Annotated in this window: 13 protein-coding genes and 1 pseudogene; 5 read left to right on the top strand and 9 right to left on the bottom strand. The window is 55.6% G+C overall.

The annotated features are described in order from the left end of the window. Positions 1-8 precede the first annotated feature (8 nt). The 3 genes and pseudogenes from EUZ85_RS04435 to EUZ85_RS04425 form a co-directional block, all read right to left on the bottom strand. Positions 9-1691, bottom strand: a complete 1683-nt coding sequence (locus tag EUZ85_RS04435) for a fused response regulator/phosphatase (RefSeq protein WP_127968107.1) — start codon at positions 1689-1691, stop codon at positions 9-11. Between the two features lie 29 nt (positions 1692-1720). Continuing rightward, positions 1721-2203: an STAS domain-containing protein gene (locus EUZ85_RS31540; RefSeq protein WP_241566953.1), complete on the bottom strand. Its 483-nt coding sequence runs from the start codon at positions 2201-2203 to the stop codon at positions 1721-1723. Between the two features lie 58 nt (positions 2204-2261). After that, a pseudogene (locus tag EUZ85_RS04425) lies at positions 2262-2855 on the bottom strand (methyl-accepting chemotaxis protein); the annotation flags it as partial. 53 nt (positions 2856-2908) lie between these two features. Between EUZ85_RS04425 and EUZ85_RS04420 the strand changes: the two are divergent. Both EUZ85_RS04420 and EUZ85_RS04415 read left to right on the top strand, forming a co-directional pair. Next, entirely contained in the window at positions 2909-3157 is a 249-nt protein-coding gene (locus EUZ85_RS04420; protein ID WP_129498712.1) for a hypothetical protein, read from the top strand. 537 nt (positions 3158-3694) lie between these two features. Beyond that, positions 3695-4855, top strand: coding sequence for a two-component system response regulator (locus EUZ85_RS04415; RefSeq protein ID WP_127968105.1), 1161 nt, complete (start codon positions 3695-3697; stop codon positions 4853-4855). 24 nt (positions 4856-4879) lie between these two features. Here the strand turns inward: EUZ85_RS04415 and EUZ85_RS04410 are convergent, their stop codons facing one another. After that, positions 4880-5203, bottom strand: coding sequence for a TraR/DksA C4-type zinc finger protein (locus EUZ85_RS04410; RefSeq protein WP_127968104.1), 324 nt, complete (start codon positions 5201-5203; stop codon positions 4880-4882). Between the two features lie 144 nt (positions 5204-5347). Here EUZ85_RS04410 and yjjX point away from each other — a divergent pair, with 144 nt between their 5' ends. Then, positions 5348-5875, top strand: a complete 528-nt coding sequence (gene yjjX, locus EUZ85_RS04405; RefSeq protein ID WP_206617995.1) for an inosine/xanthosine triphosphatase — start codon at positions 5348-5350, stop codon at positions 5873-5875. Positions 5876-6132: 257 nt separating this feature from the next. Here the strand turns inward: yjjX and EUZ85_RS04400 are convergent, their stop codons facing one another. From EUZ85_RS04400 to malE, 5 genes are all read right to left on the bottom strand, one after another. Beyond that, positions 6133-6411, bottom strand: a complete 279-nt coding sequence (locus EUZ85_RS04400; RefSeq protein WP_011394431.1) for an RNA-binding protein — start codon at positions 6409-6411, stop codon at positions 6133-6135. Between the two features lie 258 nt (positions 6412-6669). Then, entirely contained in the window at positions 6670-7158 is a 489-nt protein-coding gene (locus EUZ85_RS04395; RefSeq protein WP_127968102.1) for a hypothetical protein, read from the bottom strand. 156 nt (positions 7159-7314) lie between these two features. After that, positions 7315-8205: a maltose ABC transporter permease MalG gene (gene malG, locus EUZ85_RS04390; protein WP_127968101.1), complete on the bottom strand. Its 891-nt coding sequence runs from the start codon at positions 8203-8205 to the stop codon at positions 7315-7317. A 10-nt stretch (positions 8206-8215) separates the two neighbouring features. Continuing rightward, positions 8216-9766, bottom strand: coding sequence for a maltose ABC transporter permease MalF (gene malF / locus EUZ85_RS04385; RefSeq protein ID WP_127968100.1), 1551 nt, complete (start codon positions 9764-9766; stop codon positions 8216-8218). Between the two features lie 140 nt (positions 9767-9906). Then, positions 9907-11100 (bottom strand): maltose/maltodextrin ABC transporter substrate-binding protein MalE, encoded by a 1194-nt coding sequence (gene malE / locus EUZ85_RS04380; protein WP_127968099.1) that lies wholly within the window; start codon positions 11098-11100, stop codon positions 9907-9909. A 257-nt stretch (positions 11101-11357) separates the two neighbouring features. On the opposite strand from malE, the gene EUZ85_RS04375 reads away from it, so the two are divergent. Further along, positions 11358-13478, top strand: coding sequence for an alpha-amylase (locus EUZ85_RS04375; protein WP_127968098.1), 2121 nt, complete (start codon positions 11358-11360; stop codon positions 13476-13478). 203 nt (positions 13479-13681) lie between these two features. After that, positions 13682-14071, top strand: a complete 390-nt coding sequence (locus EUZ85_RS04370; RefSeq protein WP_127968097.1) for a hypothetical protein — start codon at positions 13682-13684, stop codon at positions 14069-14071. Positions 14072-14164 lie beyond the last annotated feature (93 nt).

Raw genomic sequence — 14164 nt, 5'->3', positions numbered from 1 at the left:
CCGCGCGCTCAATCCAGTTCGATCAACGCTTTGACAGTGGCGTTTTCTCCGTCCAGTTCAAAATCCGTGCACAAAGCTTTGATGAGCGGCAAACCGCGACCGAAGGATTCATCGTTGCAATCCAGCTCCTCAACCGTGATAGAGAACCCGGGCCCGCTATCACTGACCATCACCCTCATTCTCGCCGGGTGGGTGTTGGACAACTGCACCTGGAGGCTGACGTAACCGTCCTCAAGCTTCTCAAGGCGGGCCACACGTTCCTGATAATAGCGGTCAAAGCCTTCATCACCGTCTTTCAATGAGGACGACAGTCCCAATACGCCATGCTCCAACGCATTGTTGAACAGCTCCGCCAATACCATGAACACAACTTCCTTGTTGTTACGCACTACGGCGTGACTGCCCAACCACTGCCGCAATATCATCAGTGGGTCGGAATCGCGTAATTGTTCCGGTCCCCAGCGCAACTCCAAATGGAACGCAGGAAGATTAGAGGTGGGCGACGTCTCCTCCCCCTTCGCATCCTGATCAGGCGCCATGTCGCTGACCGTCTCGGGCGGCGGCGCGCATTTAAGCTCCACCAGGGACAAATCATCCTGTAAGTCCGGGTCGTCATTGAACTCATGCACCGCCGCGATCAGGGCGTCAAACAGATGATCCTCGCCAGATTCCAGCACTTGGCGCAGACGCTCTTCACCAAACATTTCGTTGGCGATATTGGGACATTCAGTGATGCCATCCGTGTAGAGATACAGTCGGTCTTGAGGGGTGACGGAGATCACTTCCGTCCAGGACTCAAACTCCTCCATGTCCATGATCCCCAACGGCATATGGGCGGAATGAATCACGCGACGAATTTTGTTGTCCCCGCCGACAATAAAGGCGTCCGGAAGGCCGCCCGCCCATACTTCGATTTTGCTGCGGTTGGGATTGATCTCCAATAGGCAGGCGGCGAAAAACATGGTGGGAGGCAGAAAGCGTTTAAGGATCTTGTTCAACTCCAGGGAAATCTCACTGACCGAGAGATTACGTTCGCACATAGTGCTGAACGCCTGCGCCACGGGAATAGAACCGACGGACGCCGCCAGCCCGTGGCCGGTGAAGTCCCCCACCAGTACATAGGCGCCGCCGTCGCGTTTTTCTTTCAACAACACAAGATCGCCGTTGAAGGTGGAGCGGGCGGTGCAGTGGTAACGAACGCCGTACACATCCTTGGCGCTGAGTTTGAGCGCCGCCGTCATGATGTGCTGGGTCATTTCATGCTCGGCCTGCACCTTGGTATGGAAATAGGCCAGTTCGCGGTTTTGCTCCACCACTTGCCGGTTCAGCGCCAAGGTTCGCGAATGAGCGCGAATTTTCGCCTGTAAGGTGACGAAGTTGACCGGTTTACCGAGAAAGTCGTCGCCGATGGACAGGCACTCCACCAGAGCCCGGTCATCATCCAACGCAGTCAGAAAAACGATGGGAATATGATCCTGTCCCGCCTCCTCTTTGATAATGCGCGCCGCTTCATAACCATTCATGCCCGGCATCAGCACATCCATGAGCACCACGTCCGCGCCCTGCTTGCGCCAGATCTCCAGCGCCTGTTCGCCGGACTCCGCGAACTCGCACTTGTGGCCGCCTTCCTCCAATACGAATCCCATGAGCTGACGACTGTACATATCGTCGTCCACCACCAGAATATTCATACCCATCTCCCTCACTAGGCGGCAATGGCTCAGCTAATGGCGAACTTCTTGTCAAATTTCGCAATTTCGAGAATTTTGCGGATGCCGGGTGAGCAATTGATGATATCAATCTTGATTGCATCGGAGCCCAGATAGCTGCGCATATTCAACAGCATGCCCAGCGCCGAGCTGTCCATGTGCTCGGTCTGTCGCATGTCGATATAAAAATGCTTCTTCTGCTTGTGAGCTTCATAGGCTTCCCGGAACTGGTTCACCACGCTGAAATCAAACCGTCCGCGAATGTAGATAGTGACGGCGGCGCCGTCCGAGGTGACTTTGGTTTCTATTGTCATAACGCCCTGTTCCCTGAGATTGATCTGACGGATTAACCTGACGACGACGTCGTCATGATAATCACCAGACGCATGAATGCGCCTGCGCGGCGACAAGCCGCGGGTGACAGGCCTGATCTGCGCAGGCCCTGTCGCTTGCAGGCAAACATGGCGGCGCCATTTGCCTGCTGATAATTCCATCTACGCGCTCGCTGGCGTTTTGGACCCGTCGACTCAGGCCCTGAGCCGAATCTCTAACTTAAAACAGCTCTATATCGGCGCCGGATTCCGCCGCCTTGGCGGAGCCGTGCTTGCTGGTGTCGTTGTGCAGGGAGTCCAAACGTTCTCTGATCTTGCCGATATCCGCATGCTGGGCGCTTTTGCCGCAGACTTCCGACTGCAAAAGCATGGCGTTGTTCAGCGTCTCCAACCGTCTCAACATACGGCCGCAGGTCTGCATGGCGATGTCGCCAAACTGCAGGCCGCGTACGCTGGAGTCCACAGACTGTTTGATTTCCTTGGTAAGCTGAGTCATGCGGCCCACGGCGTCATTCACTTCATCATTGACTTCCCGCATGGTGTGCAGCATCTGGTCGATGTAGCTGCGCGCATTGAGCGCGTCTTTCATATCCAGCGAGGCCACATCTCCAACAATCGCCCGTACTTTGCTGATGGCGTCTTTGGTTTCGTTGGCCTTGCCTTTGATCTGCGTGTTGAGGTCGCTGGAAGTACGCGACAAGCGCCGCACTTCGTCCGCAACCACGGCGAAGCCTCGCCCGGCTTCACCCGCCCGCGCCGCTTCAATGGCTGCGTTAAGCGCCAGCAGGTCAGTCTGATCGGCGATTTCCTGAATATTACCCAGCAGGGAGAACATCTGGTCGATGTGGTGACCATATCCTCGATGCGATGCACGGCATTCACGCTTTTCTCACTGACGCTGACCAAGAGGTCAACGTAAGTCCCGATAACCTGATCCAGGGACTTGGCGAAAAACTCGATGCTGATATTGTCATCGCCGATTTCATTCTTGCCGCCAGACTTACCGCCTTTTTTGGGGTCGCTCTTCTTCCCCTTCATCCGCTCGAAAATTTCTTTGGCCAGTTCATTCTGGTGGTTGGCCAATTCGCTCAAAGAAACGAACGCCTGCCCCAATAACTCGATGTTGTTACTGATCGTGTCCGCCAGATCGCGATTATCGGAACTGATGGAAGCCAGTTGCCCATTGGCGTAATTGTCGATTTCCTTAACCGCGCTCTGAAAATCCCGCTCGCTGCTCTGTCGCTGTCGTTCCAGCTCCCCGTTACTTTCATTCTGCTTGCCGTCGGAAATCAGACTGGAGGCGAAAAACGCCAGACTGGAGGCCGTGAACAGTCCGGCTGAAAGCAGCCCGGACGTCAACCATCCGCCACACAGCGCCGCCAGCCCTGCTCCCAGAGTAGCCAATACGATTGGATCTTTCGCCATCAGGTTCCGTGTCATTGCAAGCATAGGATTCCAGGAAAGCTGTTAGAAATGGATTTAATAACTATAGAACAACCTGCCGCCGCCGTTTAAAAAATAGACCCTGATCAAAATAAACCGGGGTTCCAGAGATCAACGTCAGAGCATCGCAGCCAACCCAAAAAAATGCGCTATGCTTCAGGAATAACCATGCGAAAAAGCGGAATACGGATCATCGGCAAGGAGTTTCATATGGGTTTGAAATACGCAGGTCTAGTCATAGGCTCGCTACCCGAGCCCCTGCAGACAGCCAGCCTGAGCCTACTGGAGTTGCAACAAAGCGAACTGCACGACGCCATTGAAAAGATCAACGGCGGCCAGTGGCATGCGATCATTCTCTGTGTTGAGCAACCTTTGAAAGAAGCGCAAATGACCCTCGGCATGTTGCGCCAGGATACCCAGATCGGCGATACCCCTCTGATATGCCTGACCTCGGACAATAGCGTCGAAGACACCATTGCGCTGTTCAACTCCGGCGCGGATGACGTCATTCCCACCAACACTCCATCGGAAGAGTTCATCGCCCGCATCAACAAAGCCATCATCAACCTGATCGCCAACCGCCAGCTCAAGTCGCAATTACAATTCACTCATGATGTCGCCATGTCCGCCATGACTGACAGCGGCGACATGGGCGTCAATATCAACTTCCTGCTGGATTCCGCTGACTGCAATAACTTCGACGAGTTGGGCCAACGCCTGTTCCAGGCGCTGAATAATTACGACGTGCGCTGCAGCCTGCAGATTCGCGGTCGCTTCGAAGAAAAAAACATGGAGCCCAACGGCCTCTCCCGGGATCTGGAAAGCCGTCTGCTGCGACATTTCCAGGACGCCGGACGCCTGCACTCCGCCGGGCGTCGTCTGTTCATCAACTTCGACCAGGTGTCGCTGCTAGTGAAAAATATGCCGCTGGGGGACGAAAAACGCTGCGGGCGTCTGCGGGACAACCTGTTCTATCTGGTGCAGGGCATGGACAGTCGGGTAAAAGCGCTGGATGATCGCCGCACCACCGAGCTGCAGATGGACCTGCTCAAGCAACTGACGTCCAAGGCGCAGACAGTGCTGGAGGATATCGACAAGCGCTACTCGGATGTGGCGGACAAAATTATCAGCGCCACCGAGAACGCCGCCGAGCAGATGGTGTTCGCCCTGAATACCCTGGGACTGTCGGAAGAGCAGGAACATTCCATTATGTCGATTATCGACAACGCCATCTTCACCACCAATGACATCTTCCATCAAGGTCTGCGGGTCAATCCTGGAGATCGGCAGCTGATCCAGAAGATATCCGAGATGATGAAACTGCCTCCTGAAGAACTGAACCGCGCCTTGGAGCAGTTCAGCCAGGAGTAATTGTGAGTAAAGCTGAGGAAGTGGTTATTCAGACTTGCTGGCGCAACTGACGCACAGCTCTGCGAAAGGCAACACCTGCAGGCGGGACTCGGGAATTTCCTCCCCGCACGCGACACAGACGCCATACTCACCCTGCTGTAGCCGTTGCAGGGCCTTTTTCACCTGATTGATCTCGATTTCCGTCTCAACTTTGAGCGCATTCAGCACGTCGTCGTTCTCCCGCTCCTGCGCCTGCTCCGCTGAGTCCGCGGAATGTTCAGAGGTGAGGTCGCGGGTAATCTCTTCCAGACGCGTGATGAGTTCCGTCAGTTGCTCGGACAACCGGTTCTTAATGTGGGACTGCTGCATAATCTCTCCTTTGCGATGCTTACGGTGGTATCCCAGGCTGGTATTGCTCTCCCTGGCAAGAATGTCATTAAACAGAATATATGGCTTGATTCGCCGCAAACCAACAAGTTTTAATTGCGATTTTGTTGCAACAGAGAGATGTCTATGGAAGTCATCGTAGCCTCCGTCAATCCAGTTAAAGTTAATGCGGCGCGCAACGGCTTCAGTCGTTGTTTTCCCGATTCGCAGATTCACTGCGTCGGCGCCGGAACCGAATCCGGCGTCGCTTCCCAACCTCTCACCGACGACGAAACCCTGCAAGGCGCCCTGAACCGTGTGCAGGCGGCGCGGGAAACGCACCCTTCCGCAGATTACTGGGTGAGCTTTGAAGGCGGCGTCGACCGGATTCGCTCCCAACTGTTCGCGGTCGCCTGGGTGGCGGTGGGACACGGAGACGATATCAGTTACGCGCGTTCAGCAGCGCTGCCGCTACCGCAAGCCGTGGTCGAAATGATGGATCAGGGTATGGAGCTGGGAGAAGCCAACGACCGGTTATTTGGAACGCAGAACAGCAAGCAACAGACAGGCGCAATCGGACTGCTGACCCGAGAGTTGCTCAGCCGCGAAAGCCTGTACGCAGACACGCTGATCCTGGCGCTCACCCGCTTTACACTTCCTGAGGTTCGGATTTAAATCGCCTTCTTCCGCCAACGCAGTCTTTCTCCGCCGAAGCAGAACAGACGTTAGCCATCGACCCAACGATTCGTCCGACACAAAGAAAACCGCCAAAACCCGGCGCTAAGCCGGGTTTGGAAAAGCAAAGGCGCGCTTAGCGGCGCAATTCCCGTTCAGAACGAACGGAAGCGGCTGCTACAAAGCATCGCTCAGCAAGGAATAAAAATCGCCGCCCGGCTAAGCCGGTGAACGGTTATTTTCCTTACAATGACAAATTAGTGGCGAGGTCTGAAATTACGCTTTGGCTTTTCTTCTCGGGGACGAGCCTCGTTAACTTTCATGTTACGGCCTTTCAGATTGCTTTCATTAAGCTTCTGAATCGCCTCTTCCGCCTGCCCGTTGTCGGACATTTCTACGAAACCGAACCCTTTGGATTGGCCGGTATCTCTGTCACGGATGATATTGACGTTGCTGATATCGCCATAGGCCGCAAACGCTTCCCGCAAATCGTCTTCTGTTACCTGATAGGACAGGTTTCCAACATAAATATTCATCTCACCATCTCATTATTTGTCACGAGCGCCTGTAGCAATCACACTGACGAAAACCAAACGCTCCAATTATCGTCAGTGACTAGCCAACCGCTGGCTAATTCGGTTGCAGGCCCGCTCTCGCGCCTGCGCACAATGCATACAAATCTGGAACAAAAGTGGCAAAACGTCAAATAATTTAACTATGGAACATTCCCATTTCCAATTGATGACATTTCGCCGTCGCCTGCCCCTTATTCACTCGTGACGAATGTGGCGGCGTCAACTTGCGCCGCCCCCTTCGCCAGGGGCGTCCAGATCCTGCAACAACTTGATTTTAAGTAAGCACTTCCTGACCTCGAAGGTGCGGGTATAGCCGGGGAAGTTGGGCTCATCCACCGGCACCGAGACAGGACCCGCCGCCGAGGCCAGCGTGACAGTGCGCCCGGACGCATTCTGCTCCGGCACGTTATCGAACTGGTATTCCTTGAAACACAGGGTATTCTCGACATCAAACCCCTTGGCGCCCTGCTCTACCGATAACTCCGCGGCGCGCCGAATGGCCAGCTCTTCCACTTCGACCAACTCATATTTCTTGTAGGTTTCATAACTGACCTGATAACCCCCATCCGGCAACGCGATCTCGGAATAACCGTGGGGCCGACCGTCTTCTTTCGCCATATAGTCCGGCAGTTTGGAAAACGCGGAGCAGCCGCCCAGTCCGGCGGTCAGGGATAAAGCTGCGATAATTAACGAAATTCGCGGGAACATTAGGGAATCTCCTTATCAGGAAATTCAATTTATCACAGCGGGAGAGGAATACTCAGACCCAGTTCGAAAAACTCGACTGGCGCACAAAAAAAGACCCGGCCGTCTGGCCGGGTACGCGCAAGGAATAATTTGGAAGACGAGAGGATGATTGCGCGATTACCCTTTCACCCCACCTGCAGTGAGTCCACCCACAATCCATTTCTGGCAATAAAGAAAAATCAACGTGATGGGAAGCCCGGACAGCACCGCCGCCGCCGCGAAATCTCCCCACAAATAGTTCTGCTCATAGAGGTACTGCTGAGCGCCCACCGCCAGGGTCAGGTTGTTCACATCCAACAGCAGGATGGAGGCGATCGGGTACTCCATGATGTTCATCACGAAAGCGAGGATAAACACCACCGCGAGAATGGGCGCCGACAGCGGCAGCAAGATGTAGCGGAACGCCTGCCAGGTGGTGGCGCCGTCCACAATGGCGGCCTCCTCCAGCGAGCGGTCAATGGATTCGAAATACCCTTTGATCGTCCAGATATGCAGCGCCATGCCCCCCAGCGAAGCGAGAATCACCGCGCCGTGAGTGTCGATGCCGAGCCAGCTCACATGGTTGCCGATCTGATCGAACAAGGCGTACAGCGCCACCAGCGACAGCACCGGCGGAAACATCTGGAAGATCAGCATGGACTTCAGGATCACGCCCTTGAACTTGAAGCGCAGACGGGCGAACGCATAAGCGCTGGTAGTGGACAGTAACAGGATCAGCGCGGAGGAGATCACCGCGATCTTGATGGAGTTCCACAACCATAACAACACCGGAAACGGCGGCTGCAATACAGTCCCGTCCGCCTGGGTATAGGGAATGCCCAGCGCCAGCGACCAATGTTCGAGAGAAGGATGCTCCGGCAGCAAGCTGCCGGTTGCGAAGTTGCCAGTGCGGAAGGAGATCGACACCACCATCAGCAGCGGGAACAGAATGATCCCGATAAAACACAGCAGTCCAAAGTGGGTCGCCCAGACCCGATAGCGCACTGAACGCGGCTGCACCATCGCCATAATAACGCTCCTATACCTTTATCTTGGACAACTTGAGGTTGATCAGCGACAGCGAACCCACCAGGATGAAGATCGCCGTAGCGATAGCCGCCGCCAGACCGAAGTTCTGCCCGGAATCCTGGAAAGCGATACGGTAGGTGTAGCTGACCAATAGATCCGTGGTGCCCGCCGGCGTGGTGGCGCCAATGATATCCGGCGCGCCGCCGGTCAACAGTGCGATCAACACGAAGTTGTTGAAGTTGAATGCAAAGCTGGCGATCAGCAGAGGCATCAGCGGCTTGATGATCTGCGGCAAGGTGATGCGGAACAGGTTATCCAGCGGGGTCGCTCCGTCCATAGCGGAAGCTTCATACAGATCACGGGGAATCGCCTGCAACAGCCCCATACACAAAAGCATCATGTAGGGATAACCCAGCCAGGTGTTAACGATCAGTATCATGGTGCGCGCCAGCGCCGGATCGCTAAACCAGTCCGGGCGCACGCCGAACAGATTCTCCAGCACCAGATTGATCTCGCCAAAGTTCTGGTTGAACAGCCCTTTGAACACCAGGATGGAAATAAAGGCGGGTACGGCATAGGGCAGGATCAGCATCATGCGATAGAAGCCTTTGCCCTTGAGCTGATCCCATTGCAGGATATTCGCCAGCACCAGCCCCACCGCAAGAGTAAACAGAACGGTCATGGTGGCGAACGCCAGCGTCCACACGAATATCTCGATGAAGGGATCGCGAATGCTGGAGTCGGTAACCACCTGCACATAGTTGTCCCAGCCGATAGTGACGGTCCAGCCCGGAGACAGGGTTTCGCCCTGAGGGCCTTCATAGAAACCGACATCCTGATTCGGCGCATACACCACGCCAGTCTGTTGATTGACCAGGCTGCCGTCGTCACGCAGTCCGTACAGCGACTGCATGGGCGCGAAGTTGCGCAGTCCGGCGAGGCTTAACGAAGCGCCGCCTTCCAAATTGACGGACAGACTTTTCAGGTCTTCTTTCAGCTTGATGACGTCTTTGATCGCCAGCGGCTGGGTATCCGGCGCCGCCTGCTCGACCGGGGCCACCGCCAATGCATGGTTCTGCAGCTCACTGAAACTGAATGGCGCGGACGCCCAGCTTTGTCCCGCAGGGCTCTCCAGGCGCATGACAAATTTGTCGTCCGTAGGATAGAGCTTGAAATCGTATCTTTCTTCGCCAGTCTGGAAACGCTGGCTGAGCAGTTGCTCAAGCACCCGTTCCTGAGACAGCAGGTTACTGGCGCTGTAATTAGTGAATCCTATGCCGACGGTGTACAACAGGGGGAAAATGATAAACACCACCATGCCGGCGATGGAGGGATAAATATAGCGGTGTGCATAAGCTTTCGGACTGCTGAAGATATAAGCGGCCGAACCGATTACCACCAGAAACAGCAGCGCGAAGGCGATCTGGTTCTGGGCGTACAGTGCGACAGTCAAATATAGAGCCAATAACAGTACGGCTCCGACCGCCGCCCACTTGAAAACTGCTTTTGTCATGGGTCGCTTTTTATCTACAACAGGTGACGAAAGGGCGTGAGTTAGCATGTATATAGCCCCTATTGCTACGTCTGATCAATAATGGTCGTGCATGTTCCGGCGTAGCCGAAAAAGGTCGCAACGATTCCGGCGAGACCGGAAAGTGTTTGCGTTGGCTGCGGGCTCATCCTTGAACCCGATTGACGGTCTTAGCGAATGATACGCTTCGCCGCCATGTCCAACGCCTCATCCACGCTCTGTCTGCCAGACGTGATGTTTTGCAGCGCAGGCCCCATGGAGGACCAGAAAGCGCCCATTTCAGGAACATTCGGCATGGGCTCGCCCATTTCCGCATTCTTGAAGGTGGCGGCGATATTCGGGTCGACGGACAGTTCCTTCATAAAAGCCTTGTTGGCCACCGCGCCCAGAGGCACGTCGTCGTTCACCATCTTCAGACCTTTCAGGTTCAGCATATAGTTCTCGATGAACTCGATCGCCAGCTCTTTGTTCGGGCTGGCGGAGTTGACCGCAGCCGCCAGGACGCCAGTGAACGGTTTGCCAGGCTCGCCGTTAACGGAAGGAATCATCGCCACGCCAAAGTTGATGCCGCTCTTCTTCAGGTTGCCCCAGGCCCAGGGACCATTGATCATCATGGCCACTTCGCCCTTGTTGAACTTGGACTCCATGACGCCGTAGTCAGCGCCTTTCGGCATCATGCCCTGTTCGATCAACTGCTTGATCAGGTTCGCCGCAGACTTGGAGCCTGCGTTGTTCACGCCAGTGTCCTTGACGTCATAGCCTGCGCCGTTCTTTTTAAACGGATAGCCGCCATTAGAGGCGAACAGAGGCCAGGAGAAATAAGTGTTGTTGTAGTCCCACAGAATCGCGCGCTTACCGTCCGCCGCCAGTTTCTTGTCCAGCGCCATGACGTCTTCAAATGTAGCGGGCGGCGTGGGGACCAGATCTTTGTTGTAGATCAGACCAACCGCTTCCAGCGCGATGGGATAACCATAGACTTTGCCGTTCCAGCTCACCGCGTCCCAAGTGAAATCCACGGTTTCGTCTTTGATTTTCTTGGAAGGATTCAGCGGAGAGATCAAACCGGACTTCGCCCACTCGCCAAAACGGTCATGAGCCCAAATGAAAATATCAGGTCCGTTGCCGGTAGCGGCGGCCTGTTGGAATTTATCGGTGACGTTATCAGGGTGGGCGACGCTCACCTCGATGCCGGTGTCTTTCGCAAACCAGTCGCCGACTTGCTGTAGTCCGTTGTAACCTTTGTCGCCGTTTATCCAGACAACCAGTTTCCCTTCTTCTATATCGGCATGCGCGCTCGAAACCGCTCCGGCCGACACTAGCAATGAGGCTGCGACTGAGCCGACAAGCTTTTGCCAAGCTTTCATTGTATTACCTCTCTGTGGGTTATTGTTGTTGTCCACAAGCCATGTGGGGGCATTATGTGTTTAGGGATACTCCGCCATATGAGTAAGATCCGCATCATCCCTATTTTTAATCCCATAGGCGTATAGGGGGGGAGTAGACTCATCCCCCTAATTCCACCTACTCTCCCGCGGTCTATTCTGCTTCCATTAGGGTCTGTTGAAGACGTCTGAACGTCGCCTGGTCCGCTCATCCAAGAATAAAACAAGAGGTTTCCAACATGGCCAGACCCCGTGTGCCGCTACCCGCCCTGTATCTATCGACGCTCCTCACCGCTTGCGCCAATCAGCCGACAGCCGATTCTCAGGCGAGCTGGCTGTCTATAGACGGAGCCACGCCGGTAGCGCTGCATTTTGAAACGCCCAGCCCTGATCAGAAGCTGGCCTACGGTGCGTTCGAGCCTGGCCAGTACCATCTACGCTTCAGCGACGCTGACGCGCCGACGGACGCCATTAAGCTGTATCGCAAGGTGAATCTGGAGCCCGACCGGCATGGGGATTACATCCTGCAAATAGAAACCGCCGGCGTCTACCAGATTTTGCTGAATCAGGGGGATGAGCCGCATTTCCGCGTCAGTAAACGCGCCGAGCTCAAGCAGACAGCCGCGCCAAAGACTAACGCCAACGATACGGTCGCCGGAGTTTGCGCTCCCGCAACCGAAGCGCAAACCATTCCGGTCGCGCCGGTATTCAAGGACGGCGAATGGGTGCGCGACTTCTACTCCGGCCGACGCGCCCAGGTGGCGGACGGCAAAGTCAGCCTCACACCTGCTGAGAGCAGCGAAGGGCTCATGTTACTGGAGGCGGACACGGCCACCCCGCAGCCCTTTACCTGGGACAACGCCACCGTCTATTTCGCTCTCACTGACCGCTTCGCCAATGGACGTAAGGATAACGATCACAGTTACGGACGTCAGGCGGACGGGGCGGAGGAAATTGGAACCTTCCATGGCGGCGACTTCGCCGGCCTTATCGGCAAACTCGACTACCTGCAATCCCTGGGCGTCAACGCGCTCTGGGTGTCGCCGCCCTTCGAACAGATCCACGGCTGGGTCGGCGGCGGCGATCGCGGCGATTTCCGCCACTATGGCTATCACGGCTATTACATCCTTGATTTAACGCGCCTGGACGCCAACATAGGCACGGAAGCAGAGCTGAAGACCTTGATTGCGCAGGCCCATAAGCGAGGCATTCGGGTATTGTTCGACGTGGTGATGAACCACCCGGGCTACGCCACCCTGCAGGACATGCAGGATTTTGGCTTCGGCGGCCTGTTCAATGGTTTTGAACAATACCTGCCTCCGCGCTGGGGCGACTGGAAACCCAGCGGCAATGAAAACTTCCACGGCTATCACGCCAACATCAACTATGACCACGCCAAATGGGCCGACTGGTGGGGGCGCGACTGGGTGCGGGCGGGCATTTATAACTACGACAGTCCGCCTAACGCTGGCGTCGACCCCGTCAAAGGCTCGCTGGCGTTCCTGCCGGATTTTAAAACCGAGTCAGACCAGACTGTCGCCCTGCCGACCTTTTTGCGCAATAAGCCCGATACAGGCGCCCGTGATCTTCCCAACGCAAGAGTGCGAGACTATCTCATCAGCTGGCTCACCCACTGGGTGCGCGAATACGGGCTTGATGGATTTCGCGTGGACACCGTCAAGCATGTGGAGTCGTCCTCCTGGCTGGCGTTAAAGCAGGAGGCGACGGCTGCTTTGGCGGAATATCGCAATCAGCACGGGGCTCCCGAGGGATTCAACGCTCCCTTCTGGATGGTGGGCGAAGTATTTCCCCATGACGTCAGCAAGAGCGCCTATTTCGACGCTGGTTTCGATGCAGTGATCAACTTCGACTTCCAACGTCAGTTCGCCCGTCAGGGAGCGGACTGTCTGTCCAACCTGGAGCCGGTATACCGCGACTATGCAGACAAGCTTAACAGCGACCCTGATTTCAACGTCCTGACCTACATTTCCTCTCATGACACCCAGCTGTTCAGCACCCTGGCCAGGCAATCGCCCGACTTGCAAAAACGCGTCGCGGCCGCCCTGTTGCTGGCGCCGGGAGCTGTGCAGATCTATTACGGCGACGAAAGCCTGCGGCGCTTCGGCCCCACTGGCTCCGACCCCAGTCAGGGAACCCGCTCCGACATGAACTGGGCGGAGATAGACTCCGGCGCCGTGGACGCGATCCTGGCGCATTGGCGTAAGCTCGGTCAGTTCCGTCAACGGCACGCCGCCATTGGCGCCGGCCAGCATCAGAAGCTCAGCGAAGCGCCCTATGCATTCGCCCGCACTCAGGGCGCGGACCGCGTCATCATCGTCTCCGCAGAAAACCGGCGTTAAGCGCCTCCTTGCCCATTCGCCTCCGACGGAACGCATCGCATCCGTCGGAGCGGCTAAAAATTCTTACAAATTACCGCTGATTAATAACCAAGTCGTAATCCCCCAGGGGGTGTTTATGGTCTAGAATGACCATTACCCCCCACCGATCCCAATTTACTTATCGGGCGTATTTGCAGTATCAACAGAGCCTAAGGAGCGCAGTTATGCAATTAAGCGATAAAACCCCTACCCGATTGGTCCAGGTTTCATTATTTTTCTCCGCTGCTCATTTCCTATTTGGCGGCGTGACTTGGTCGAACATCCTTTTGTTCCTGGTCTTCACCGGAACCGTCTACATCTCCACCAAGTTGTTCATCATCCTGCAGCAGCTGCAGATGGCGACCGTCACCGATCTCAGCGAACTCAAGCTGTATCTGCTGGGCGCAGCCGTATTGTTCGTCGGCATCGCCACCTTCGCCTACTCCTACATGTTTGGCGTGTTTTACCTGTTCATCACCGGCGTCTACTTTATCTCGCCCTATGATCGCGCCTGGCTGGCGGGCAAATCGCGCATGGTGGTTTACGACAACAAAGTGGAATATCGCGAAGTCTGATCCTGATAAGCCCGCCCCAAGCCGAAACGCTTAATCCGGCGGGCGAATCCTCTTGCCAGAGAATGCCACAGGCGTTAGCGTGGTGACTCATCC

This window comes from Hahella sp. KA22, from assembly GCF_004135205.1.
Lineage (GTDB): Bacteria > Pseudomonadota > Gammaproteobacteria > Pseudomonadales > Oleiphilaceae > Hahella.
The sequence above is the reverse complement of the archived record's forward strand: the minus strand, read 5'-3'. Positions and strand labels throughout refer to the sequence as shown.

Coding starts and splice junctions, on each gene's coding strand:
- EUZ85_RS04435 (WP_127968107.1), bottom strand. CDS start 1,691: ATGAATATTCTGGTGGTGGACGACGATATGTACAGTCGTCAGCTCATG.
- EUZ85_RS31540 (WP_241566953.1), bottom strand. CDS start 2,203: ATGGAATTATCAGCAGGCAAATGGCGCCGCCATGTTTGCCTGCAAGCG.
- EUZ85_RS04420 (WP_129498712.1), top strand. CDS start 2,909: ATGCACGGCATTCACGCTTTTCTCACTGACGCTGACCAAGAGGTCAAC.
- EUZ85_RS04415 (WP_127968105.1), top strand. CDS start 3,695: ATGGGTTTGAAATACGCAGGTCTAGTCATAGGCTCGCTACCCGAGCCC.
- EUZ85_RS04410 (WP_127968104.1), bottom strand. CDS start 5,203: ATGCAGCAGTCCCACATTAAGAACCGGTTGTCCGAGCAACTGACGGAA.
- yjjX (WP_206617995.1), top strand. CDS start 5,348: ATGGAAGTCATCGTAGCCTCCGTCAATCCAGTTAAAGTTAATGCGGCG.
- EUZ85_RS04400 (WP_011394431.1), bottom strand. CDS start 6,411: ATGAATATTTATGTTGGAAACCTGTCCTATCAGGTAACAGAAGACGAT.
- EUZ85_RS04395 (WP_127968102.1), bottom strand. CDS start 7,158: ATGTTCCCGCGAATTTCGTTAATTATCGCAGCTTTATCCCTGACCGCC.
- malG (WP_127968101.1), bottom strand. CDS start 8,205: ATGGCGATGGTGCAGCCGCGTTCAGTGCGCTATCGGGTCTGGGCGACC.
- malF (WP_127968100.1), bottom strand. CDS start 9,766: ATGCTAACTCACGCCCTTTCGTCACCTGTTGTAGATAAAAAGCGACCC.
- malE (WP_127968099.1), bottom strand. CDS start 11,100: ATGAAAGCTTGGCAAAAGCTTGTCGGCTCAGTCGCAGCCTCATTGCTA.
- EUZ85_RS04375 (WP_127968098.1), top strand. CDS start 11,358: ATGGCCAGACCCCGTGTGCCGCTACCCGCCCTGTATCTATCGACGCTC.
- EUZ85_RS04370 (WP_127968097.1), top strand. CDS start 13,682: ATGCAATTAAGCGATAAAACCCCTACCCGATTGGTCCAGGTTTCATTA.